Here is a 22,868-nt window from a genome sequence, read left to right as displayed (position 1 = left end):
GCGCGCTCGTGACCGTCGCCGCGGACCTGCTGTCCCTCACGCTGCTCACGCCGCCCGGCGAGCAGGGCGCGGACATCGCCGTCGGCTCGGCGCAGCGGTTCGGCGTCCCGCTGTTCTACGGCGGGCCCCCCCCCGCCTCCCCGGGCCACCCGCCCGCGCCGCGCCGGCCCGCACCCCGGACCTCCGGCCGGGCCGCGACCGGTCCCGGGCCGGTACGCTCGACCGTTGCGACCGCCCGCCACCGCGGGCGCCGCACCGCCGCTGAACGCCGCCCCAGGAGGAGCACCCGCATGGCCGACGACGCCCGCCTCGACGACCCGACCACCGACCCCCTGGCGGTCGCCGCCGACGCAGCGGCGTTCCTCGCGCAGGCGACCGGCGTCGAGCGGCACGACGTGGCCCTGGTGCTCGGGTCCGGCTGGGGCGGCGCCGCCGACCTGCTCGGCGAGACCGTCGCGGAGATCCCCGCCACCGACGTCCCCGGCTTCGCGGCCCCGGCCGTCGTCGGCCACGTCGGCACCATCCGGTCCGTGAAGGTCGCCGCGACCGGCAAGCACGCGCTGGTGCTCGGCTCGCGCACCCACCTGTACGAGGGCAAGGGCGTGCGCCGCGTCGTGCACGGCGTCCGCACCGCCGCCGCCGCGGGCTGCTCCACGATCGTGCTCACCAACGGCTGCGGCGGCCTGAACCCGGCGTGGGGCCCCGGGACCCCGGTCCTCATCGACGACCACATCAACCTCACGACCGTCTCCCCGCTGGAGGGCGCGACGTTCGTCGACCTCACCGACCTGTACGCCTCGCGACTGCGCGACGTCGCCCGCGAGGTGGACCCGAGCCTCGACGAGGGCGTGTACGTCCAGTTCCGCGGCCCGCACTACGAGACCCCGGCCGAGGTGCGGATGGCGGGGATCATGGGCGGCAGCCTGGTCGGCATGTCCACCACCATCGAGGCCATCGCCGCCCGGCACGTCGGCATGGAGGTGCTCGGCATCTCCCTGGTCACCAACCTGGCCGCCGGCGTCGGCGACGAGCCGCTGTCGCACGAGGAGGTCCTCGAGGCCGGCCGCGCCGCCGGCCCGCGGATCAGCCGGCTGCTCGCGGACATCGTCGGCCGGCTCTGACCCACCGCGGCCGGGCGGCCGCACCAGCAGGAGCAGCAGGACGCAGCGAGGCCGGGGCGGGACGCCCCAGGAAGAGGGACCGATGAGCGAGCGCACGGACGAGACCCGGACGGACACCTGGGCGGCGCTGGCCGACCGGGTGCGGGCGTGGATCGCCGACGACCCGGACCCGGCCACGGCCGGCGAGCTGCGGTCGCTGCTGGAGCGCGCCGAGTCGGGCCCGACGGACGCCGACCCGGACACCACCACGCTGGAGGAGCAGTACGCCGCGGGCCAGGTGCGGGACGCGCGCGCGGACCTCGCCGACCGGTTCCAGGGGCTGCTGCAGTTCGGCACCGCGGGCCTGCGCGGCGCGATCGGCGGCGGCCCGCACCGGATGAACCGCGCGGTCGTCATCCGCGCGGCCTCCGGCCTCGGCGCGTACCTGCTCGGCGAGCTCGAGGGCGTCAGCCCCGCCCCGCGCGTGGTCGTCGGGCACGACGCCCGGCACGGCTCCGCGGACTTCGCGCGGGACACCGCGGCCGTGCTGACCGCCGTCGGCATCGAGGTCGTCGCCCTGCCGCCGCACCTGCCCACCCCGGTGCTCGCGTTCGCCGTCCGGCACCTCGGCGCCGACGCGGGCGTGATGGTCACCGCCAGCCACAACCCGCCGCAGGACAACGGCTACAAGGTCTACCTCGGCGGCCGGGTCGTCACCGACTCCGGCCAGGGCGCGCAGATCGTCCCGCCGATGGACGGCGCCATCGCCGCCGAGATCGGCCGCGTCCCGTCGGTCGCCGCCGTGCCCCGCGCGTCCGGCGGCTGGACCACCGCCGGCCCGGAGATCGTCGACGCCTACGTCGCGCGGGTCGGTGCCCTCGCCGACACCTCCGAGGCGGCCCGCGCCGCGAACGCCGCCCTGCGGGTCGTCCTGACCCCGATGCACGGCGTCGGCGGCGCGGTCGCCCAGCGGGTGCTCGCCGAGGCCGGGTTCACCGACGTGCACGTGGTCGCGGAGCAGGCCCTGCCCGACCCCGACTTCCCGACCGTCGCGTTCCCGAACCCCGAGGAGCCGGGCGCGATCGACCTGGCCCTCGCGCTCGCGCAGGCGGTGCAGGCCGACCTCGTGATCGCGCTCGACCCCGACGCCGACCGGTGCGGCGCGGCCGTCGTGGACCTGCGCGCCCGCATGGCGTCCGGCGCCGGCGCGGCCGCGGCCGACGGCTGGCGGATGCTGCACGGCGACGAGACCGGGGCCCTGCTCGGCAGCGTCGCGGCGGAGCGGCTCGGCACCCCGGGCGCGACGGTCGCCCCCGGCGCCCCGGTGCTGGCGAGCTCCATCGTGTCGTCCCGCCTGCTCGCCCGGATCGCGGCCGACGCCGGCCTCCGGCACGCGCAGACGCTCACCGGGTTCAAGTGGATCTCCCGCGTGGAGGGCCTGGCCTTCGGCTACGAGGAGGCGCTGGGCTACTGCGTCGACCCCGCCCACGTGCGCGACAAGGACGGCATCTCCGCCGCGCTGACGCTCGCGAGCCTCGCCGCCCGGCTCAAGGCCGCGGGCCGCACCCCCGTCGACGTGCTGGACGAGCTCGCCCGCCGGCACGGCCTGCACCTGACCGACCAGCTCTCCGCGCGGTTCACCGACCTCTCCCGCATCCCCGAGGTCATGCAGCGGCTGCGGGAGCACCCGCCGGTGCTGCTCGCCGGCTCGCCCGTCATGCAGGTCGTCGACCTGGCCGCCGGCACCGACGCCGACCGCGACGGCCTCCCGCCGACCGAGGGCATCCGGCTGCTGTCGCAGGACGACACCCGCGTCATCGTCCGGCCGTCCGGCACCGAGCCGAAGGTGAAGTGCTACCTCGAGGTCGTCGTGCCGGTCGAGGAGCACGCGTCCGCGGAGACCGTCGGCGAGGCGCGGCGCGTCGCGCGGGAGCGGCTGGACCGCGTGCGGCTCGACGTGGCGGAGGCGCTGGGCATCTGACGCCCCGGCCCGGGGCACGCGGGGGCCGTCACCCCGCGTGCCCGGCGCGGGGGGCACGGCGCGCGGGCACGGCGCGCGGGCGCGGCGCTCAGCGGAGCTTGGCCTGCTCCAGCTCCCAGTACTCGATGTCGAACGCCTGCCCCTCGGTGATCGTCCGGTAGCCCCCGAGGGCCTCCGCCGCCGTGATGATCCGCATCGTGTGCCGGTAGATGTCCTCGGCGACCCGCGCCTGCGCCGGCGTGCGGGCGACCGTGACCAGCCCCAGCCCCGGGTCGAGGACCACGCGGGGCGTGGGGTCGAGCAGGGTGACCGGCCCTCCGGCGCGGTGCCGGTTGCGGTCGACGTACGCGGTGTACGCGGCGACGTACCCCTCGACGTCGCGGCCCACGAGCGGGGTCCGGTGGGTGCGGATCACGTGCTCCAGGGTCGAGGGCCCGCGCTGGGTCACCTCCGCGAGGTCGTCCCGGCCGAGGAACGCGGCCACCCCCGGGGAGCGGAGCGCGTGCAGCGACACCGGGCTGCCCGTGACCGCCCGCACGTGCTCCCCGAACGCCCGCAGCGCCGGGTCGTCGTCCTCGCCAACCCGCACCTCCCCCGGCTCGTCCGCGAGGACGACGCCGGTCGCCTCGCGCACGGCGTCCGCCGCGGCGTCCACCAGCGCCCGGTGCCGCGAGGCCGCCTCCGTGGCCCGGTCCGCGACGGTGAACAGGCCGTGGTGCGCGAGGACGAACGCGGGCACCTCCCCCGCCGCGATCCCGGGCCACTCGCGGCGGACCAGCTGGGCCAGGTCGAAACCCGGCTTGCAGTACGGCAGCACCGGCACGTCCGGGCCGAGCGCGTCGGCGAGGAGGGCCGCGCCGTCCCGGCTGTTCGTCAGCGTGACCACCGCGTCGGCGTGCGTGTGCAGGACCGCGGCAGCGGGCAGGAGGTGGTGCAGCAGGGTCTCGATCGAGGGCGTCGCCGACGCCGGGTCGAGCAGCGCCGCCCGCAGCCCGGCGACCATCTCGGTGTCGGACAACCCGTCCCGGACGACGAGCGCGTCGAGCGCCGCCCGGTCGAGCGGCGCGAAGCCGTCCGGGCCGATCGTCGCCATGTCGTGGCCCGAGGCCTTCACGTGGATCGTCCCGCCGTCCTTCACGGAGCTGTTGCCCCCGCCGTGCAGGACGAGGTACGGGTCCCCGCCCAGCAGCCGGGAGGCGGCTACGCACTCCGCCAGGGGCGCCGCCCCGCGCCCGTCCGTCGTCGTCACCGCGTCAGTCCTCGGCGCCGGCGGACAGCTCGCGGTACAGGTCGGCGGCCTCCGCCGGCTTGGCGTCCCCGTGCACGACCGCGCGGACGGCCTGGATCATCGCCACCGGGTCCTGCCGCTGGAAGATGTTGCGCCCCATGTCGACGCCCGCCGCGCCCTGGCTGACGGCCAGGTGCGCCATCGTGAGGGCGTCGAGCACGGGCAGCTTCTTGCCGCCCGCCATGATGACCGGCACGGGGCACGAGGCGGTGACCGTCTCGAAGTCGGTGTCGCAGTAGTACGTCTTGACCACCTGCGCGCCGAGCTCCGCGATCATCCGGGTCGCCAGCCGCAGGTACCGGGCGTCGCGGGTCAGCTCCTTGCCGACGGCCGTGACCCCGACCACCGGCACGCCGTACCGCATCCCGCCGTCGACCAGCGTCGTCAGGTTGTGCACGGACCGGGTCTCGAACGGGCCGCCCACGAACACCTGGACGGCGACCGCTGCGGCGTCGATGCGGACGGCGTCCTCCATGTCCATCGCCACGCGCTCGTCCGAGAGCTCCTTGAGGACAGAGGGACCGCCCGAGGCGCGCACCACGAGCGGGTTGCCGGCGCCCGGCGGGATCACCGACCGGATGATGCCCCGGGTGGCCATGAGCGCGTCGGCGTACGGGGCGAGGGGGACGATCGACAGGTCCACCCGCTCCAGCCCGCTGGTCGGGCCCTGGAAGTAGCCGTGGTCGAACGCCAGCATCACGGTGCGCCCGTCGGCGGGGTCGAAGACCCGGCCGAGGCGGTGCCGCATGCCGAAGTCCAGCCCTGCGGCGCCCTTCACGTGGAAGCCGCCCGCCTGCTGCGGGACGTCCAGGTGGTACTGCTTGGCGGCGATGTTGCCGTCGAGGTCAGCCATCGTCTGCTCCTTGTCGTGGACGGGTCCGGGGTGGTCAGGGGACCGGGGCGGGGCCGGGCGCGAGCTCGGGCTCCGGCTCGCCGGGGCGCCAGGGGACCTGGACGCCGTCGGCCGGGTCGTACGGGGCCTTGATGAACAGCGCGCGGAACACGTCGTCGCCCTCGTTGACGAAGTAGTGCTGCTCCCCCGGCTGCATCTGGACGACGTCGCCCGCGGCGAGCTCGTAGCTCGCCCGCCCGTCCAGCCACAGCGTCGCCGAGCCCTCCAGGACCACGAACGTCTCCTCGATCGCCGCGTGGTAGTGGTTCGAGGCGTCGTCCCCCGGCCGCAGCCGGACGACCCCGACGTCGGTGCGCGGTCCCCGCAGGACGTAGCCGGGTCCGAACTCGCCGAACCGGAACGCGGTGTCTGCCAAGTGACGGTGTTCCACAGGTGCCTTCTCTCGTGGTCGGTCGGTGGGTCAGCTGCCGGGTGCGTGCCACATCGGCGTGGTCACGCCCGCGTGCGCCAGCCCGCGCTGCGCCGCGTAGGCGGTCTCCCAGCGGTGCCGGACGTCGCCGTACTGCTCGGTGCGCGCCGCGTCGGGTTCCACCTCGCGGTCCCAGCGCACCCACGCCCCGGCCTCCGCCGGCGAGCCGAGCGCGCCGACCGCGGCGGCCGCGCACGCGGCGGTGCCCTGGGCGGTGGCCTCCGTGACGGCGGGGACGCGCAGGGGCCGGCCCAGGACGTCGGCGACGATCTGGCTCCAGACGGGCGACGACGCGGCGCCCCCGGCGAAGACCACGGAGTCGCCCGCGAGCGGCGCGAACGACGCGACGAGGTCGAGGTTGGCCGCCGACACGATCGCCGCGTTCTCCAGCAGCGAGCGGAACATGGCGGCGCGCAGGGCGGGCCCGCCCTGCAGGTCCAGGTCGAGGAACGACGGTGCCGCGTGCGTCCAGTGCCGGTAGCTCATCACGTCGGAGAAGATCGGGATGACGCCGCGCGAGCCGATCGGCACCCGGGCGGCGGCCTCGGTCAGCACGTCGAGCGGGTTGCGCCCTGCCGCCCGGGCCGCCGCGACCTCCTCGGCGGCGAAGGTGTCCCGGAACCAGCGCACGGCGGTCCCGGGGTGGAACGCGATCGCCTCCGCCTGCCACAGCCCCGGCACCGCCGCCGCGTTGACGCGCACGGACAGGTCCGGGTGCGTCGCCGGGGAGCCGATGTTGACGTTGAGCTGCCAGAACGTGCCGCCGGTGAGCAGCACCTCGCCCGGCCGGGTCAGGCCCAGCCCGAGGGCCGCGAGCTGCGCGTCCCCGCCGCCCAGCGCCAGCACGGTCCCGGGACGCAGGCCCGTGGCCTCGGCGGCCCGACGGCTGAGCGTGCCGACCACGGTGCCCGGCTCGTGCACGGGCGGCAGCAGGTCGTCCCGGAGCCCGCACAGCGTCGCGAGCTCCGGGTCGGCGTCGCGCGACGCCAGGTCGAGCATCCCGGACGTCGACCCGTTGGAGGGCTCCATCACGGGGTCGGCGCCCAGCCGGTGCAGCACCCACTCGCTCAGCATCATCACCCGGTGGGCCCGCTCGTACAGGTCAGGCCGGTGCCGGGCGAGCCACAGCAGGCGCGGCTGCGCGGCGAGCGCGAACGTCTGGCCGCTGCGCCGGTACACCTCCTCCAGGAGCCCGGCGCGGCCCTGCAGCTCGACCACCTCCGCGTCGGCGCGCGAGTCCACGTTGGCGCAGGCCCACACCTCCGTGCCCGCGCGGTCGACGACGACGACGCCCTCGCGCATGGCGCTCGCGCTGACGGCCCGGACCGCCTCGCCCGGCGTCCCCGTCGCGGCCAGCACCTCGCGGACGCACTCCACCAGCAGGCCCTCGTTCCGCTCGCTGGCGAAGCCCATCGAACCCGGCACGCCCGGCTCGGGGTCGTGCACCCAGGGGCGGGATGCGGCGCCGACCAGCTCGCCGTCGACGGTGAACAGCACGGCGCGCACCGACCCGGTGCCGGCGTCGACCGCCAGGACGTGGCTCACGGCGCCGTCCGCTCGAGCAGCGCGCGCCCGACGTCCTCGGTCGTGACCAGGACGTCGAGGAACCCCCCGCGCAGCGCGCCGAGGATCGCGTCGACCTTGGCGCTGCCGCCCGCCACGCCGACCACGTTGGGGATGCGCCGGAGGTCCTCCAGGTCGATCCCGATGCGGCGCCGGTGGATCGGCACGTCCACCACCGCCCCGTCGGCGTCGTAGAACACGCCGAGCACGTCGCCCACAGCGCCGGCCTCGGCGATCGCCGCGAGCTCCGCCTCGCTGGCGTACCCGACCTGGGCCAGCGTCGCCTGACCGCCCAGCGCGCCGATCCCGATGAGCGCGTGACCCGCGCGCCGGGACATCTCCAGGATCTCCTGGACCTGCCGCTCGCCCCGCAGCGCTGCCGCGAGCTCCTCGGTCGAGGCGAGGATCGGGGTGGGCAGCACGACGTCCTGGAGGTCGTTGTCCCGTTCGACGCGGACCCGGCGCAGCGTGTTGACGTAGGCGCCGACCCCGCCGGTCAGGCTCACGGTGCCCACCCGCGCGATGGCGTCCGGGTGCAGCGACCGCATCGTCTGCTGGACCGTGTCGCCGAACCCCATGCCGAGCACGTCGCCCGGCTTGAGGTGGCTCTGCAGGTACTGCGCCCCGCCGCGGCCGAGCCGCGCGTTGACGACGGACTGGTCCTGGGCGTCCGGCTCGAGCACCGGCGGGACGAGCGCCTCACGCAGGCCGAACCGCTCCCGGAGCTGACGCCCGACGTGGAACGACTCGTAGTACTCGGAGTTGATGGTGAAGCTGACGATCCCCGCCTGGCGGCAGCGCTCGAGCAGGCGCCCGGCGGACGCCCGGGAGACGGCGAGCCGCTTCGCGATGTCGTCCTGGGTGAGGCCGTCGACGTAGTAGTACCAGGCGACGCGGAGCAGCTGCTCGTGCGCGGCCCAGTCCTCGGCGTCCTGGGGGCGGGGCTGGGTGTCCATCACTCTCCTCGGGGAGTCGGGTGCCGGGGTGCCGGGCGGGCAGCTCTCCCGGCACCGCCCGGCGGCCGGTGTCAGAAGTCGAAGTCGTCGATGTTGTCCTGGGTGAACACCACCCGCTCCGGCATCAGCACGATGCCGTTGCCGTCGGCCTCGTAGTCGTAGCCCTGCACGGAGTTCGGCGACACCTCGACCGTGCCCACGCCGTCGGCCTCGAACGTGTCGCCGACGTCCAGGGGCTCGCCGTCGAGCAGCTGCTGCGCGACGGCCACCGCGAGCGCCCCCTGCTGGGTGACGTCCCACAGCCCGAAGCGGTCGACCGTGCCGTTCTCGACGAACGGGCGCATGACGTTCGGGGTCGAGAAACCGACGACGACGATGTCCTCGCGGCCCAGGTTCTCGAGCGCCTGCGCCGTGCCGGGCAGCGCGTTCGCGTGCGGGCAGATGATCGCCTTCAGGTTCGGGTGCGCGTTGATCAGCGACTCGGCCTGCTGGACCGCCAGCTCGGTCTGGTTCTCCGAGAACACGGTGTCCACGACCGTCCACGAGGTGTCGTCGGCGATGACCTGCTTGGCGACCTCCGCCCACTGGTTCTGGTCGGTGACGGTCGGGCTGGAGTAGTGGAACGCGACCTCGGCGGCCTCGTCGGCGGGGATGTCCTCCAGGGCCATGTCCACGAGCATGGCGCCGAGCTGGTCGGCGGTGCCCTGGCTGACGTAGTGGCTGCGGCACTCCGGGTTCACGTCGGAGTCCCAGGTCAGCACCTTCACGCCCTGGTCCATGGCGCGCTGCAGGACCTGGCACAGGCCGTCCGGCGAGACGCTCGAGACGATGATCGCCTCGGCGCCCTGCTGGAGCTCGGTGTTGATGAGCTCCACCTGCTTCGCGACCGACGCCTCGGGCGAGCCGACGTACGTCACGTCGAGCCCGAGCGCCTCGCCGGCGGCCTCGGCGCCGGCGCCGCCGCTCTCGAAGAAGCCGACCCCGGTCAGCTTGGGGATGAACGCGACCCGGGCGCCGGCGGAGTCCGAGCCGGCACCGGGGTCGGTGGTGCCGCCGTCGCCCCCGGAGGAGCAGGCGGCGGTCAGGGCGAGTGCGAGCGCGGCAGCGGTGGCGGCCGCGGCGGAGGTGATCCTCATTGAACGATCTCCGATCTCAGGCGGGTGGATGGGGCGAGGAGGGGCGTACTAGGACGTGGCCCCGTGCAGCGGCTCCGGCTCGCGGACCTGCGCTGCGGGGGCGGACGAGGACGGGGTCCGCCGGCGCCGGGCCCGCTGGTTCTTCAGCCGCTCGGCGAGGTGGGACGACCACCAGCGCAGGCTGGCGACGAGGACGAGGGCCGTCCCGGTCGCCACGGCGACCTGCGACTCCGTCATCCCCGCGAAGCGCAGGCCCTGCTGCAGGAAGCCGATGACGAAGGTGGCGACGACGACGCCGCCGATGGTGCCCTCGCCGCCGAACATGCTCACGCCGCCGATGACCACGAGCGTCAGGACCGGCAGCAGCACGGAGCCGCCGATGTCGGCCCGGGCGGAGGCGAGGTACGAGGTGAGCAGCAGCCCCGCGACGCCCGACCCGGCCGCGGTGAGCAGGTAGGCGACGAGGGTGATCCGGGGCACCGAGAACCCGCTGTAGACCGCGGTCCGCGGGTTGGCGCCGATCAGCCGGGCCTGCCGGCCGAACGACGTGGCGTGCAGGAGCAGCGTGAACACCGCCGCCACCAGCGCGAAGATCAGCAGCGGGTTCGGCACCCCGGGGACGAGCCGCCCGTTCGCGATGTCGACGAAGGCGTCCGGCAGTCCCGAGATGCCCTCGAACGACGACACGTCCGCGAGGCCCGAGATCCCGACGGCGAGCCCGGCGAACAGGAACTGGGTCCCCAGGGTGATCACCATGGGGTTCGCGCCCGTGAGGAGGATCGCGACGCCGTTCACCAGGCCGGCGGCCAGCGCGGCCGCCATCCCGGCGGCGCACGCGAGCCAGATGCCGACGCCGTTCGCGAACGTGACGCCCGTGACGATCGCGGAGAGGCTCACGATCGACCCGACCGAGATGTCGATGCCGCCGGTCATCATCACGATGGCGAGCGGCAGCGCGATGATGCCGAGGTAGACGAAGTCGGACGTCGAGCCGACCAGCCGGGGCCCGTCCAGGAACCGCGGGTTGAGCGCGCCGAAGACGAGCAGCTCCAGGACCAGCACCAGGACGAGCGCACCCTCCCACCGGGCGAGGGGCTTGAGCAGGCTGCGCAGGTGGTCGGTCACGATGCTCCTCCGGTGGTCTGCACGCCCTCGGCCGCGGCGACCGACGCCGGCGTGGTGGGTCCCGCTCCTGGTGGCACCGCGCTGCCGCGGTACCGGGCCGCGAGCCGCCTCCGCTCGAGCCCGGCCCGGACCCGCGCGTCGGCGAACAGGGCGACGAGGAGGATGGCGCCGATCACCGTGTCGGACCAGAAGCCGGGGATGCCGAGGAAGCTCAGCGAGCTCGTGGCGGTCGTGATGAAGACGGCACCGAACGTGGCCCCGAGGATCGTGCCCACGCCGCCCGAGAGCGCGACCCCGCCGATCACCGCGGCGGCGATCGCCCGCATCTCGATGCCCATCCCGGCCTGGTTCGACACGGAGCCGATCTGGGCGAGGAAGACCAGGGCCGCGGTGGCGGCCATCGCCCCCGAGAACGCGAACGCCAGCACGACGACGCCCGTGGTCCGGATCCCGATGAGGTGCGCCCCGGCCGCGTTGTCCCCGGTCGCGTACAGGTGCCGCCCGACCCGGGTGCGGGCCATCGCCACCATCAGGACGACGAGCAGCGCCGCCGCGGCCCAGACGATCACCGGGATCCCGAGCGCCTTCGACGTGCCGAGCTGCTTGTACGACACCGGGACGTCCTCGACCGACCGGCCGCCCGTGATCATGAACGAGATCCCCCGGTAGGCGCCGAGCGTGCCGAGCGTCATGACGATCGAGGGGACGCGGCCCACCGTGACGCCGAGCCCGTTCACCGCGCCGAGGCCGGCACCGAGCAGGATCACGAGCGGGACCACCACGACCGGTGGCAGGCCGTCGCGCAGGAGCAGGCCGCCGACGATGCCGGTGAGGGCCATCGTGGAGCCGACGGAGACGTCGATGTTCCGCGTGATGATCACGACGGCCACCCCCGCCGCCAGCAGCGCCAGGATCACCGTGGAGTTCGCGACGCGGGTGAGGTTCTCGAACTGGACGAACCGCGGCTCCGCCAGGCCGACGAGGGCGATGAACACCAGCGCGCCGACGATCGTGACCGACTCGCGCGCCTTGAGCAGGGACAGGACGTTCATGCCGTGACCTCCTGGTCGAGGGCGCCGAACGCCGCGTCGCGCACGGCCTCGAGCGTGAGGCCCGCGCCGGAGAGCTCCTCGGTGAGGGCGCCGTCCCGCATGACCAGGACCCGGCTGCTGAGCTGGACCACCTCCTCGAAGTCGGAGGAGATGAGCAGCACCCCCAGTCCCTCGTCCGCGAGCCGCTCGACGAGCCGGTACAGGTCCGCCCGGGCGGCGACGTCGATGCCCCGCGAGGGCTCGTCGAGCACCAGGACGACGGGCTCGGGGGCGAGCGCCTTCGCCAGCGCGACCTTCTGCTGGTTGCCGCCCGACAGGTTCGCGACCCGCCGCGAGCGGGGACCGCGCTGCAGCGCCAGGTCGGGCGCCATCGCGTCCGTGAGCCGGCGGTCGGCGCGTCCGTCGATCAGGCCGCCGCGGGAGATCCGGGGCAGCACGGTCGACGAGATGTTCTCGGTGATGGTCCCGAGCAGGAACACGCCGTTCTCGTGCCGGTCCTCGGGGACGTAGGACAGACCGCGCGCGAGGCTGCGCCGGGGGCTGCGCCGCGCGTAGTCCGCGCCGGCCAGCCGGACCACCCCCCGGCCGGCCCGCAGCCCGAACACCGTCTCGGCCAGCTCCGTGCGGCCGGAGCCGACGACGCCCGCGATCCCGAGGACCTCGCCGGGGTGGAGCTGCAGGGACACGTCGCGGAAGCCGTTGCCGGACAGGTGCTCGACCTCGAGCACCGCCCGCTGCGCCCCGCGCGGGCCGGCGGAGCGGCCGGTGCGCTCGGGGGGCAGGACCGTGCTCGGCACCATCGCGTTGACCAGGGCCGGGATGGACGTGTCCGCGGTGCGCTCCTGGAGGACGACGGCGCCGTCCCGCAGCACCGTGACGCGGTCGCACAGGGCGAAGATCTCCGGCATCCGGTGCGAGACGTAGAAGATGCCGACCCCGCCCTCCGCCAGCCCGCGCAGCTGGTCGAAGAGCCGCTCGGCCTCGCGGGCGGTCAGCGCCGAGGTCGGCTCGTCGACGATCAGCACGCGGGCCCCGCGGAGGATCCCGCGCACGAGCTCGACGAGCTGCTGGTCGGAGATCGACAGGTCGGACGCCCGCGCGTCCAGGTCCATCCCGGCGCACAGCGACTCGGCGGTCGCGCGGATCCGCTGGCGCGAGACGGCCAGGCCGGACAGCGCGAGCTCGATGTTCTCGTACACCGAGAGGTTGGCGAACAGCTCCGGCTCCTGGGGCACCAGGTAGACGCCGTTGGCGTGCGCGGACCGGGGAGACAGCCGGCGGACGTCCTCCCCGCCGATCCGGATCCGGCCGGCGTCGGGCGCGACCACGCCGGTGACGATCTTCATCAGGGTGGACTTGCCCGCGCCGTTGCCACCGACGAGCGCGTGGATCTCCCCCGGCTGCAGGTCGATGCTGACGCCCTTGAGGACGGCGACGCCGCCGTACGACTTCCAGATCCCGTCGAGCACCGCGGTGGGCGCGCCGGGATCCGCCTGGCTCGAGTGCATCACCGTTGACGCCTCTCATCGTTGAGCGGATGCTCAGGTGCTGAGCAGATGCCCCGACTGTAGGCCGCGGCCCGCGCCGGCGCAAGGCCCTTCGCGCGGGGGCACGCAGTCCTGGTTTGGAAGGGTGCGCGCGGGGACGGCGGCCGGGCGGGGGCCGTCAGGCGCGCCCTGGCGTGCCGGCGCCCGGACGCACGCAGGCCCGCCCCCGTGGTGCGGGGGCGGGCCTGGGTGCGTGCGGCGGGAGGCCTGCGCGGGGCGGTGCGGGTGCGACGGCGCCCGTGGCGAGGTCAGTACCCGCCGTCGGCCTCGAAGCCGCCGAGCACCGCGGCGGTGCCGGACAGCCCGAGCCGGGTCGCGCCGGCCTCGATCATCGCGAGCGCGTCGGCGGTCGTGCGGATGCCGCCGGACGCCTTGACGCCCAGCCGGCCGCCGACCGTCGCGGCCATGATCTCCACGGCGTGCACGGACGCGCCGCCCGCGGGGTGGAAGCCGGTGGAGGTCTTCACGAAGTCGGCGCCCGCGGCCTCGGCGGCGCGGCAGACCTCGACGATCTCGTGGTCGCTCAGGGCGGCGGACTCGATGATGACCTTCAGGACGGTCGGCGCGGGCGCGGCGGCGCGCACGGCGGCGATGTCGGCCTGCACGGCCTCGAACCGCCCGGCCTTGGCGGCGCCCACGTCGATCACCATGTCGACCTCGTCCGCGCCGTCGGCGACGGAGCGCGCGGCCTCGGCGGCCTTCACGTCGCTGTGGTGCTTGCCGGACGGGAAGCCGCAGACGGTCGCGACCTTGAGGCCCTTCGCGTCCAGCGGCAGGAACGACGGGGACACGCAGACGGAGTAGACGCCGAGCTCGGCACCCTCGGCGATCAGCGCATCGACGTCCGCGACGGTCGCCTCCGGCTTCAGCAGCGTGTGGTCGACGAACTGGGCGAGTCCGGCGGCGTCCAAGGAGGTGGTCATGCGCGGTGCCTTCCTGATCCGAGGGGTGCGTGGCCGGGCAGGATCACCCGGTCGATGAGGTCGGTGCGCTCGTCCTCGTGGCAGAACGCGTGGTGCGCGGCGGTCAGCGTGACCGCGCGCAGGTCGTCGGCGGTCCAGCCGGCCTCGGTGACGAGCAGGTGCAGCTCGCGGCTGAGGCTGGTGCGGGACTGCAGGCGGTTGTCGGTGTTGATCGTCACGGCGAAGCCCAGCCGCAGCAGCGTCGTGACGGGGTGCTTCGCGATCGACACGGCACCGCCGGTCTGCACGTTCGACGTCGGGCAGACCTCGAGGGCGATGCGGCGGTCGCGCACCCAGTGGGCGAGCCGGCCGAGGCGGTGCGTCTCCCCCGCCGCGGTGATGTCGTCGGTGAGCCGGATGCCGTGCCCGAGCCGCAGCGCGCCGACGTCGACCGCGTCGTCCAGGGAGTCCGCGCCCGCGGCCTCGCCGGCGTGCACGGTGACGGGGAACCGGGCGGTGCGGAGCTGCGCGAAGGCCGCGTTCATCGCGCTCGCCGGGAAGCCGGACTCCGGGCCGGCCACGTCGAACCCGACGACGCCGCGGTCCCGGTTGGCCAGCGCCAGGGAGGCGACCTCGTCGGCGCGGTCGGACTGCCGCATGGCGCACAGGATCAGGCCGGTCCGGATGGCGCGGCCCTGCGCGGCGGCGGACGCCACCCCCTCGGCCAGGCCCTCGCGCACGGCGTCGACCGCCTGCTGCAGCGACAGGCCGCCGGACTGGTGCAGCTCGGGGGCGAACCGCTCCTCGGCGTACACGACACCGTCGGCCGCGAGATCCTCGACGGCCTCGCGCGCGACCCGGCGCAGGGCGTCGGCGGTCTGCATCACCCCGGCGGTGTGCACGAAGGTGTCGATGTACGCCTCGAGGCTTCCGCTGTCGGCGCTGTCCCGGAACCAGGCGGCCAGCGCCTCCGGGTCGGTCGTGGGGAGGTCGTGCCCCTGCTGCGCGGCCAGGTCGACCACGGTCGCGGGGCGCACGCCGCCGTCCAGGTGGTCGTGCAGCAGCACCTTCGGCAGCGCGACGATCTGCTCGAAGGTCACGGTCATGCGCCCACGGTACTGGGCGCGGACGCGCGGGCCCGCATCGCGGACCCGCGCGCACCGCCGTCAGGGGTAGTCGTCCCGGTCGTCGTCCGGGACCGGCGTCGCCTGCTCCGAGACGTCCCCCGGGTCGGCCTCCCCCGACAGGTCCGGGCGCGGCTCCGGCGGCTCGTAGGCGCCGTCGCGCGCGTCGCGGTCGTCGTCCGGCTCGACCTCCGGCAGGTCGGTCAGCGCGGGCTCGCTGAGCCCCGCGTCCTGCCAGCTCTGGTCACCGGGCACCGTGCTCATGGCCACTCCTCCGCTCGGCGGGCAGTACCTGGCCATCGTCGCGCGGACGTGCCGCGCCCGCCAGCCGCGCGCCGCTGCTCAGGCGGTCGAGCGCGGCCGCACGGGCAGCAGCGCCCACGCCAGGTGCGTCCAGCTGCCCAGGCCGGGCACGGGGCCTGCCGGCTCCCGCAGGGCGGCCCGCTCGACGGGCAGCACCGCTCCCGCGCCGGGCTCGTAGACCCGGTAGCCGTCGCCCGTCCGGCCGACCGCGAGCACCACGTGCCGGGGCACCGCGGCCCCGAGGCCGTCCGCGAGGTCGCCCCCGGAGTACAGCGGGACCGGCACCCCGCGGTCGAGCGCCGAGTCGACCCGCGCCAGCACGTCGTCGACCTCGGGCGTGCGGGTGTCGTCCACGAGCACGGACCGGTACGCGACCCCCGGGAACCGCGCCAGCCGCGCCGCGCCCCACGGCGGCGTGCCGAGCGCGCGCGGCCACGGGAGCGGCCCGAGCGCCCGCGCGGTGCTGCGCCGGTGCAGGGCCGCCTGGAGCAGGCCCCAGCGCGCGGCGGCGGCCTCCTCGCCCGTCGCGTCGGCGTGCACGGCCCGGCCGTCTGGGGTCCGGAACCACTCGGGGGCGTCGGGGTCGTGCGGCGCGGGCGGGTCGGTGAGGTCGAGGCCCGTCAGCTCCGGCGGCAGCACGCCGTCGGGGGCCCGGCCGGTCACGAGCCAGTACGCCAGCGCCGGGTCGCCCGCGGCGGCGAGCATGCCCAGCACCGCCGCCCCGCACGTGGTGCCGTCGACCTGGCGCGCCGCAGCCGAACCCCACCGGACGGTGCGGCCGAGCGGCACGTCCAGCGGCGCGAGCACCTGCCGGCGCCGGCGCGGGTCGAGCGCCTCGAGCGCGGGGTCGAGCGCGCGGAGCGCGGGGTCGAGCGGGCCGAGCGCGGGGTCGAGAGCGCGGAGCGCGGGGTCCGGCGCGCGGAGCGCGGGGTCCGGCGCGCGGAGCGCGGGGTCCGGCGCGGGCGCCCGGTGCCGCGCGGGCTCGTGGCGCACGGCTCCCTCGTGGCCCACGGCTCCCTCGTGCCCCGCGACTCCCTCGTGCCCCGCGGCTCCCTCGTGCCCGGAGCTGGAGCCGGGCGCCCCCGGGCCCGCGACGTGCGCCGCGGTGTGCGGGACGCGCGACTCACGCGGCGCCGGCGGCACGACCCGCCCCCGCAGCGCCCGGAGCACCGTCGTCAGCTGCGCGTGCCGCCAGCCGGTCCGTCCGCTCATGCTCGCCACCTCCGGCCGCCGAGACTGCAGTACATGGTGCTTCCGCCACCTGGAACCCCACAACTACTGCAGCCTCAGCGCCGTGGAGGCGCGGGAGGGCGGGGTGCGGGAGCGATGGGGGGCGCGGGGCGCCCGGGGTGCGAAAGCCCCAGGCGCCCCGGCGCGTCAGGACGCGTCGACGCGGTCCAGCAGCAGCGGGGTCGGGGTGAACGCCGCGTCCGCGGAGACCTCCGCCGCGTCCAGGAGCGCGTCGCGGGCGCGGTCGAAGCGCTCGGGCGTGTCCGTGTGCAGCGTCATCAGCGGCTGCCCGGCCCGGACGGTGTCGCCCGGCTTCGCGTGCAGCTCGACGCCCGCGCCGGCCTGCACCGGGTCCTCCTTGCGGGCGCGACCCGCGCCGAGGCGCCACGCCGCGATGCCGACCGCGTACGCGTCGAGCCGGGTGAGCACGCCGTCGGCGGGCGCGAGCACCTGCTCGGTGTGCCGGGCGACCGGGAGCGTCGCGTCGGGGTCGCCGCCCTGGGCCGCGATCATCCGGCGCCAGGCGTCCATGGCACGGCCGTCCCGCAGCGCCGGGGCCACGTCGACGTCGGGCTTGCCGGCGGCCGCGAGCATCTCCTGGGCGAGGGCGACGGTGAGCTCCACGACGTCGCCGGGCCCGCCGCCGGCGAGCACCTCGACGGACTCGCGGACCTCGAGGGCGTTGCCCGCCGTGAGGCCCAGCGGCGTCGACATGTCGGTGAGCAGCGCGACGGTCTTCACGCCCGCGTCGGTGCCGAGGTCCACCATGGTGCGGGCGAGCTCGCGCGCACGGTCGAGGTCCTTCATGAACGCACCGGACCCGACCTTGACGTCGAGCACCAGCGCGCCGGTGCCCTCCGCGATCTTCTTGCTCATGATCGACGAGGCGATGAGCGGGATCGCCTCGACGGTGCCGGTGACGTCGCGCAGCGCGTAGAGCTTGCGGTCGGCGGGGGCGAGGCCGGAGCCGGCCTGGCAGATGACCGCGCCGACGCCGTCGAGCTGCGCCATCATCTCGTCGTTGGACAGCGCGGCGCGCCAGCCCGGGATCGACTCCAGCTTGTCCAGCGTGCCGCCGGTGTGGCCGAGCCCGCGGCCGGACAGCTGCGGGACCGCGACGTCGAACACGGCGACCAGCGGCGCCAGCGGCAGCGTGATCTTGTCGCCGACGCCCCCCGTGGAGTGCTTGTCGGCCGTCGGCCGGCGCAGGCCGGAGAAGTCCATCCGCTCGCCCGACGCGATCATCGCGGCGGTCCAGCGGGCGATCTCCGCCCGGTCCATGCCGTTGAGCAGGATCGCCATGTTGAGGGCGGACATCTGCTCCTCGGCGACGACGCCGCGGGTGTACGCGTCGATGACCCAGTCGATCTGGGCGTCGCTCAGGCGGTGGCCGTCACGCTTGGTGACGATGACGTCGACGGCGTCGAACTGCTCGGTGCTCACTCGGACTTCCTCTCGACCAGGTCGGCGGGCCCGAACGCGTCGGGCAGCACCTCGGTCATCGGCTTGATCCCGCTCACGGTGTCGACGAGCAGGTCGGGGCCCCCGTGCTCCCACAGGAGCTGGCGGCAGCGGCCGCACGGCATCAGGGCGTTGCCGTGGGCGTCCACGCAGGCGAACGCGACCAGGCGCCCGCCGCCGGACACGTGCAGGCCGGACACGAGCGCGCACTCGGCGCACAGCGTCAGCCCGTAGGACGCGTTCTCCACGTTGCAGCCGACGACCACGCGGCCGTCGTCCACCAGCGCGGCGACGCCGACGGGGAACTTGGAGTACGGGACGTACGCGCGGTGCATCACCTCGGTGGCGGCGGCCCGCAGGGCGTCCCAGTCGATCGTGGGGGTGGTGGTCATCTCAGGTCCGGCTCCTCTCGGGGCGGACCGGCCGCCCCACGACACCACGACGGCCGCCGCCCGCGGGTGGCGGGACGGCGGCCGGTGGACTCACTTGACGTACGCGATGCCCTCCGCGGCGGGGGCGCGCACGCGGCCGACGAGGCCCGCGACGGCGAAGATCGTCACGACGTACGGCGTCATCAGCATGATCTGGCTGGGGATCGGCGTGCCGATGATGCCGAGCACCACCTGCAGGTTGTCGGCGAACCCGAACAGCAGGGCCGCGGCGAGCGCGCCCTTCGGGCTCCACCGGCCGAGGATCATCGCGGCGAGTGCGATGAAGCCCTTCCCGCCGGTCATCTCCTTGCCGAAGGCGAGACCGTTGGCGACGGTGAAGAACGCCCCGCCGAGGCCGGCGACCGCGCCGCCGAGCAGCGTGTTGCGGACCCGGGTGCGGTTGACCTTGATGCCGACGGTGTCCGCGGCCTTCGGGTGCTCGCCGACCGCGCGCAGGCGCAGGCCCCACCGGCTGCGGAAGATCAGCACCTGGAGCACCACCACGACCACGTACATCAGGTACACGAGCGCGGTCTGCCGGAACAGCACCGGGCCGATGACCGGGATGTCGGACAGCAGCGGGATGGGCAGCGTCGGCAGGCGCGGCGGCGCGTTGAGCGTCGTCGCGTTGTCCTTCAGCACGGTCGAGAACAGGTACGACGTGATGCCGACGACCAGCACGTTGAGCACGACGCCGACGATGATCTGGTCGACCACGTACTTGATCGCGAACGCCACGAGCAGGGCGGAGACCAGCGCACCGGCGATCGGCGCGGCGATGAGGCCCATGTACGCGCTCTGCGTCAGCGTGGCGACGACCGCGGCGAGGAACGCCCCGGCGAGCAGCTGGCCCTCGATCGCGATGTTGATGATGCCCGACCGCTCGCACAGCACGCCGGCGAGGGCGCCGAACACCAGCGGCACCGCGAGGAACAGGGAGCCCTGCAGCAGGCTGGTCAGGGGCAGCGGCTGCGTCTTGCCGGCGACCGCCCACGTGAGCAGCGCGAAGATCAGCACGACCGCGTACACGGCGGGCAGCCAGATCCCGACCTTGCGGCGGGCCCGCGCCGCGTAGAACGACCACGCGGACAGCGCGAGCGCGATCAGGCACAGCACGATCGCGGTGGCCTTGGACGGCACCGTGAAACGGATGTCCTCGCCCGGCGCGAACATCGTGAACGTCGTCTCGCGCCCGGAGGCCGGCAGCACGCCGAACAGGAGCAGCGCGAGCACGGCGACCGAGGCGTAGCCGATCGGCGCGCGCAGGCTGACGGGCCGCAGGACCGGCGCCGCCGGGGCGGCCGGCGCGGCGGGTGCGGGAGCGGTGAGGGCGCTCATTCCGGGGTCCCCTCGGAAGCAGGAGCGAAGCGAGTGGTCTCGTGGGGAGGGATCACGCGGCGGCCTCCTTGACGACGGGCGCGGACAGCTCGGGCGCGGGGGCGCCGGCCCGGCCGCGGGGGGCCGGGAGCCGGAACACCGCACGCACCAGCGGGGGCGCCGCGATGAACAGCACGACGAGGGACTGGACGACCAGCACGATGTCGATCGGCGTGCCGGTGCGGGCCTGCATGGCGAACCCGCCGGCGCGCAGGGCGCCGAACAGCAGGCCGGCGAAGAAGGTGCCGAGCGGCTTGGACCGGCCGAGCAGGGCGACGGTGATCGCGTCGAAGCCGAAGCTCGCGGCGATGCCGGCGGTCAGCACCTTCTCGGTACCGAGCACCTGCGCGGAGCCGGCCATGCCCGCCAGCGCACCGGCGACGATCATGACGACGAGGTAGATGCGGTTGACGTTGATGCCGGCGGTGCGCGCGGCGCTCGGGTTGGAGCCGACCGCGCGGAACGCGAAGCCGATGGTCGACCGGTTCATGAGCCACCACACGAACACCGCCGCCAGGATCGCGACGACGAAGCCGAGGTGCAGCCGGAACTGCGAGCCGAGCAGGAGCGGGTACAGCGCGCTCTCCTTCAGCGGCGGCGAGATCGGGTTGTTGCTCGACCCGCGCTTGAACGCCGAGGTGGTCAGCAGGTACCCGACCAGGTAGATCGCGATGTTGTTGAGCATGATCGTGACGATCACCTCGTTGGCGCCGGTGCGGGCCTTGAGGTAGCCCGCGATGCCGGCCCACAGGCCGCCGCCGATCATCGCGCCGATCACCGCGAGCAGCAGGTGCAGCCCCGGCGGCAGGTCCCACGCGAAGCCGATGTACCCGGCGAAGACCGCCCCGAGGATGATCTGGCCCTGCGCGCCGATGTTGAACATGCCGGCCCGGAAGCCGATGCCCAGCCCGAGGCCCGCGAGGATCAGCGGCACCGCCCAGGTCATGGTCTCGGTGATCGGCCGGATCGCCCGGGCGAACGTCGCCGCGGCGGGGTCGAACACGGCGCCCTGGAACAGCGCGACGTACGCGCCCCAGACGGCGTCCCACGCGGCGGAGAAGAAGTCCATCGGCCGGGCGAAGAAGTAGGTCGCGGCGTCCTGCACGTCGCTGTCGGCCGCGGCGATCAGCACGGCGGAGATCACGAGCGCCAGCACGAGCGCGGCGACGGTGACGAGCCAGCTGCTGCTGAGCATCTCCCGCAGCGCGGTCTGCGAGCGGGACTCGAGCCCGTCCTCGCGCGGGGCGGGAGCGGGCGCGGTGGACCCGGCCGGCTGGTCCGGGGCGGGGGTCGCCTGGCTCACTTGCTGTCCTCCTCGGAGGCGTCGATGTCGGCCTCGCCGAGCACGGTGTGGTGGGACGCGGCCTGCTGCACGGCCTCGTCCTGCGGGACGCCGGCCATCATGAGGCCGAGCACGTCGCGGTCCGTCCCGCCGGGGACGACGCCGACGATCCGGCCGCGGTACATCACGACGATCCGGTCGGCCAGGGCGAGCACCTCGTCGAGCTCGGTCGACACGATGATGACCGGGGTGCCGCTGTCCCGCTCCTGCACGACGCGCTTGTGCACGAACTCGATGGAGCCGACGTCCAGGCCGCGGGTCGGCTGCGAGGCGATGAGCAGCCGCAGCGGGCGGGACATCTCGCGCGCCAGCACGACCTTCTGCTGGTTGCCGCCGGACAGGGTGCCGGCGTGCGCGTCGACCGACGGCGTCCGGACGTCGAACTCGACGGTGCGCTGCTCGGCGTTCGCGCGGACCTTGCGGGGGTCGAGCGAGACCCCCCGGGCGAACGGCTCGCGGTCGAACAGGTCGAGGATGAGGTTCTCCGCCACGGAGAAGTCGGCGACGACGCCGTCCTCCGTGCGGTCCTCGGGAACGAAGCCGACGCCCGCGGCGAGCGTCTGGCGCACGGTCCGGCCGACCAGCTCGGTCCCGTCGAGCACGACGGAGCCGGCGACGGGGTGCTGCAGGCCGAGGATCACCTCGGTGAGCTCCGTCTGCCCGTTGCCCTGCACGCCGGCGACCGCCACGATCTCGCCGCGCGCGACGTCGAACGACACGTCGTCGACCTGCCGCACGCCGGCCTCGTCGAGCACCGTGAGGTTCCGCACCTGCAGGGCGACCTCGCCGGGCTGCGCGGGCGCGCGGTCGACGCCGAGGGACACCGACCGGCCGACCATGAGCGAGGCCAGCTCGGTCTCCGCGGCGTCGGGCCACGCGCTGCCGACGACCTTGCCGCGGCGGATCACCGTGATGCGGTCCGCGACGGCGCGGACCTCACGGAGCTTGTGCGTGATGAAGACGATGGACGTGCCGGCGGCCTTGAGCTGGCGCATGATCGCGATCAGCTCGTCGGTCTCCTGCGGCGTCAGCACCGCGGTCGGCTCGTCGAGGATGAGCACCTTCGCGTCGCGCGACAGGGCCTTGATGATCTCGACGCGCTGCTGCGCGCCGACCGGGAGGTCCTCGACCAGGGCGTCGGGGTCGACGTCGAACCCGAACCGGTCGGAGATCTCCTTGACGCGGCGGCGCGCGGCGGCGAGGTCGATCATCCCGCCGCCCTTGACCGGCTCGTAGCCGAGGACGACGTTCTCGGCCACGGTGAACACCGGGACGAGCATGAAGTGCTGGTGCACCATGCCGATGCCGGCGGCCATGGCGTCGCCCGGCCCGGTGAACGTCACGGGGCGCCCGTCCACGAGGATCTCGCCGTCGTCCGGGTCGTAGAACCCGTAGAGCACGTTCATGAGCGTGCTCTTGCCCGCCCCGTTCTCACCCAGCAGCGCGTGGATCTCGCCGGGCTCGACCACGAGGTCGATGTGGTCGTTCGCCACCAGGGCGCCGAAACGCTTGGTGATCCCGCGCAGCTCCAGCTTCACGTGGGCCTGCTCCTTCGATCGTTCGTGGTGCGCACACTAAGGCAATTCAGACGGTGAGTCGTAGGACCCGCCCCGCTCTCACCCATGTCA

20 protein-coding genes and 1 pseudogene are annotated in these 22,868 nt (G+C 74.8%); 3 read left to right on the top strand and 18 right to left on the bottom strand.

The annotated features are described in order from the left end of the window. Positions 1 to 8: 8 nt before the first annotated feature. From QNH85_RS20030 to QNH85_RS12495, 3 genes and pseudogenes are all read left to right on the top strand, one after another. Positions 9 to 71: pseudogene (locus QNH85_RS20030) on the top strand (hypothetical protein); the annotation flags it as partial. A gap of 219 nt (positions 72 to 290) precedes the next feature. Next, a complete protein-coding gene (locus QNH85_RS12500; protein WP_282946904.1) occupies positions 291 to 1,121 on the top strand; it encodes a purine-nucleoside phosphorylase in 831 nt (276 codons plus the stop codon). A gap of 82 nt (positions 1,122 to 1,203) precedes the next feature. Then, positions 1,204 to 3,081 carry a phospho-sugar mutase gene (locus tag QNH85_RS12495; RefSeq protein WP_282946886.1) on the top strand — a complete coding sequence of 626 codons (1,878 nt, stop codon included), beginning with the start codon at positions 1,204 to 1,206 and terminating at the stop codon, positions 3,079 to 3,081. Positions 3,082 to 3,169: 88 nt separating this feature from the next. On the opposite strand, the gene QNH85_RS12490 is transcribed toward QNH85_RS12495, so the two are convergent. The 18 genes from QNH85_RS12490 to QNH85_RS12405 form a co-directional block, all read right to left on the bottom strand. After that, entirely contained in the window at positions 3,170 to 4,330 is a 1,161-nt protein-coding gene (locus tag QNH85_RS12490) for a class II aldolase/adducin family protein (RefSeq protein ID WP_282946884.1), read from the bottom strand. 4 nt (positions 4,331 to 4,334) lie between these two features. Then, positions 4,335 to 5,222 (bottom strand): 3-hydroxy-5-phosphonooxypentane-2,4-dione thiolase, encoded by an 888-nt coding sequence (gene lsrF, locus QNH85_RS12485; protein WP_282946882.1) that lies wholly within the window; start codon positions 5,220 to 5,222, stop codon positions 4,335 to 4,337. A gap of 34 nt (positions 5,223 to 5,256) precedes the next feature. Further along, positions 5,257 to 5,652: a cupin domain-containing protein gene (locus QNH85_RS12480; RefSeq protein ID WP_282946880.1), complete on the bottom strand. Its 396-nt coding sequence runs from the start codon at positions 5,650 to 5,652 to the stop codon at positions 5,257 to 5,259. 30 nt (positions 5,653 to 5,682) lie between these two features. Then, positions 5,683 to 7,236, bottom strand: coding sequence for an autoinducer-2 kinase (lsrK, locus tag QNH85_RS12475; protein ID WP_282946878.1), 1,554 nt, complete (start codon positions 7,234 to 7,236; stop codon positions 5,683 to 5,685). Next, complete coding sequence (locus QNH85_RS12470; RefSeq protein ID WP_282946876.1) at positions 7,233 to 8,210, bottom strand: sugar-binding transcriptional regulator; 978 nt, start codon at positions 8,208 to 8,210, stop codon at positions 7,233 to 7,235. The genes lsrK and QNH85_RS12470 overlap by 4 nt, the downstream gene beginning before the upstream one ends. 71 nt (positions 8,211 to 8,281) lie before the next feature. Continuing rightward, positions 8,282 to 9,346, bottom strand: a complete 1,065-nt coding sequence (gene lsrB / locus QNH85_RS12465; RefSeq protein ID WP_282946875.1) for an autoinducer 2 ABC transporter substrate-binding protein LsrB — start codon at positions 9,344 to 9,346, stop codon at positions 8,282 to 8,284. Positions 9,347 to 9,394: 48 nt separating this feature from the next. Beyond that, complete coding sequence (locus tag QNH85_RS12460) at positions 9,395 to 10,471, bottom strand: ABC transporter permease subunit (RefSeq protein WP_282946873.1); 1,077 nt, start codon at positions 10,469 to 10,471, stop codon at positions 9,395 to 9,397. Next, positions 10,468 to 11,523, bottom strand: coding sequence for an ABC transporter permease (locus QNH85_RS12455; RefSeq protein ID WP_282946871.1), 1,056 nt, complete (start codon positions 11,521 to 11,523; stop codon positions 10,468 to 10,470). The genes QNH85_RS12460 and QNH85_RS12455 overlap by 4 nt, the downstream gene beginning before the upstream one ends. Continuing rightward, positions 11,520 to 13,031 carry a sugar ABC transporter ATP-binding protein gene (locus tag QNH85_RS12450; RefSeq protein WP_282946903.1) on the bottom strand — a complete coding sequence of 504 codons (1,512 nt, stop codon included), beginning with the start codon at positions 13,029 to 13,031 and terminating at the stop codon, positions 11,520 to 11,522. The genes QNH85_RS12455 and QNH85_RS12450 overlap by 4 nt, the downstream gene beginning before the upstream one ends. Positions 13,032 to 13,318: 287 nt before the next feature. Then, a complete protein-coding gene (gene deoC / locus QNH85_RS12445) occupies positions 13,319 to 13,993 on the bottom strand; it encodes a deoxyribose-phosphate aldolase (RefSeq protein ID WP_282946870.1) in 675 nt (224 codons plus the stop codon). Then, a complete protein-coding gene (locus tag QNH85_RS12440) occupies positions 13,990 to 15,078 on the bottom strand; it encodes an adenosine deaminase (protein WP_282946869.1) in 1,089 nt (362 codons plus the stop codon). Before QNH85_RS12440 ends, deoC begins: the two co-directional genes overlap by 4 nt. A gap of 60 nt (positions 15,079 to 15,138) precedes the next feature. Beyond that, positions 15,139 to 15,360: a hypothetical protein gene (locus QNH85_RS12435; RefSeq protein ID WP_213281537.1), complete on the bottom strand. Its 222-nt coding sequence runs from the start codon at positions 15,358 to 15,360 to the stop codon at positions 15,139 to 15,141. A gap of 78 nt (positions 15,361 to 15,438) precedes the next feature. Continuing rightward, positions 15,439 to 16,611, bottom strand: a complete 1,173-nt coding sequence (locus QNH85_RS12430) for a hypothetical protein (protein ID WP_282946868.1) — start codon at positions 16,609 to 16,611, stop codon at positions 15,439 to 15,441. A 165-nt stretch (positions 16,612 to 16,776) separates the two neighbouring features. After that, positions 16,777 to 18,072 carry a thymidine phosphorylase gene (locus QNH85_RS12425; protein WP_282946867.1) on the bottom strand — a complete coding sequence of 432 codons (1,296 nt, stop codon included), beginning with the start codon at positions 18,070 to 18,072 and terminating at the stop codon, positions 16,777 to 16,779. Next, entirely contained in the window at positions 18,069 to 18,482 is a 414-nt protein-coding gene (locus QNH85_RS12420; protein WP_282946866.1) for a cytidine deaminase, read from the bottom strand. The genes QNH85_RS12425 and QNH85_RS12420 overlap by 4 nt, the downstream gene beginning before the upstream one ends. Before the next feature lie 90 nt (positions 18,483 to 18,572). Then, positions 18,573 to 19,859 (bottom strand): ABC transporter permease, encoded by a 1,287-nt coding sequence (locus QNH85_RS12415; protein ID WP_282946865.1) that lies wholly within the window; start codon positions 19,857 to 19,859, stop codon positions 18,573 to 18,575. A gap of 52 nt (positions 19,860 to 19,911) precedes the next feature. Beyond that, on the bottom strand, positions 19,912 to 21,201 hold the full coding sequence (locus QNH85_RS12410; RefSeq protein WP_428830401.1) for an ABC transporter permease: 1,290 nt from the start codon (positions 21,199 to 21,201) through the stop codon (positions 19,912 to 19,914). Beyond that, a complete protein-coding gene (locus QNH85_RS12405) occupies positions 21,198 to 22,778 on the bottom strand; it encodes an ABC transporter ATP-binding protein (RefSeq protein ID WP_282946864.1) in 1,581 nt (526 codons plus the stop codon). The genes QNH85_RS12410 and QNH85_RS12405 overlap by 4 nt, the downstream gene beginning before the upstream one ends. Between the last annotated feature and the right edge of the window lie 90 nt (positions 22,779 to 22,868).

It is taken from the genome of Cellulomonas endometrii (assembly GCF_949769265.1).
Lineage (GTDB): Bacteria > Actinomycetota > Actinomycetes > Actinomycetales > Cellulomonadaceae > Cellulomonas > Cellulomonas endometrii.
This window is presented reverse-complemented; position numbering and strand designations above follow the sequence as displayed.

Bases quoted from the DNA above. Each gene is read 5' to 3' on its own strand.
- lsrF (WP_282946882.1), bottom strand. From the start codon at position 5,222: ATGGCTGACCTCGACGGCAACATCGCCGCCAAGCAGTACCACCTGGAC.
- deoC (WP_282946870.1), bottom strand. From the start codon at position 13,993: ATGACCACCTCCTTGGACGCCGCCGGACTCGCCCAGTTCGTCGACCAC.
- QNH85_RS12415 (WP_282946865.1), bottom strand. From the start codon at position 19,859: ATGAGCGCCCTCACCGCTCCCGCACCCGCCGCGCCGGCCGCCCCGGCG.
- QNH85_RS12430 (WP_282946868.1), bottom strand. From the start codon at position 16,611: ATGAGCGGACGGACCGGCTGGCGGCACGCGCAGCTGACGACGGTGCTC.
- QNH85_RS12495 (WP_282946886.1), top strand. From the start codon at position 1,204: ATGAGCGAGCGCACGGACGAGACCCGGACGGACACCTGGGCGGCGCTG.
- QNH85_RS12440 (WP_282946869.1), bottom strand. From the start codon at position 15,078: ATGACCGTGACCTTCGAGCAGATCGTCGCGCTGCCGAAGGTGCTGCTG.
- QNH85_RS12455 (WP_282946871.1), bottom strand. From the start codon at position 11,523: ATGAACGTCCTGTCCCTGCTCAAGGCGCGCGAGTCGGTCACGATCGTC.
- lsrB (WP_282946875.1), bottom strand. From the start codon at position 9,346: ATGAGGATCACCTCCGCCGCGGCCGCCACCGCTGCCGCGCTCGCACTC.
- QNH85_RS12435 (WP_213281537.1), bottom strand. From the start codon at position 15,360: ATGAGCACGGTGCCCGGTGACCAGAGCTGGCAGGACGCGGGGCTCAGC.
- QNH85_RS12500 (WP_282946904.1), top strand. From the start codon at position 291: ATGGCCGACGACGCCCGCCTCGACGACCCGACCACCGACCCCCTGGCG.
- QNH85_RS12420 (WP_282946866.1), bottom strand. From the start codon at position 18,482: ATGACCACCACCCCCACGATCGACTGGGACGCCCTGCGGGCCGCCGCC.
- QNH85_RS12470 (WP_282946876.1), bottom strand. From the start codon at position 8,210: ATGGACACCCAGCCCCGCCCCCAGGACGCCGAGGACTGGGCCGCGCAC.
- QNH85_RS12450 (WP_282946903.1), bottom strand. From the start codon at position 13,031: ATGCACTCGAGCCAGGCGGATCCCGGCGCGCCCACCGCGGTGCTCGAC.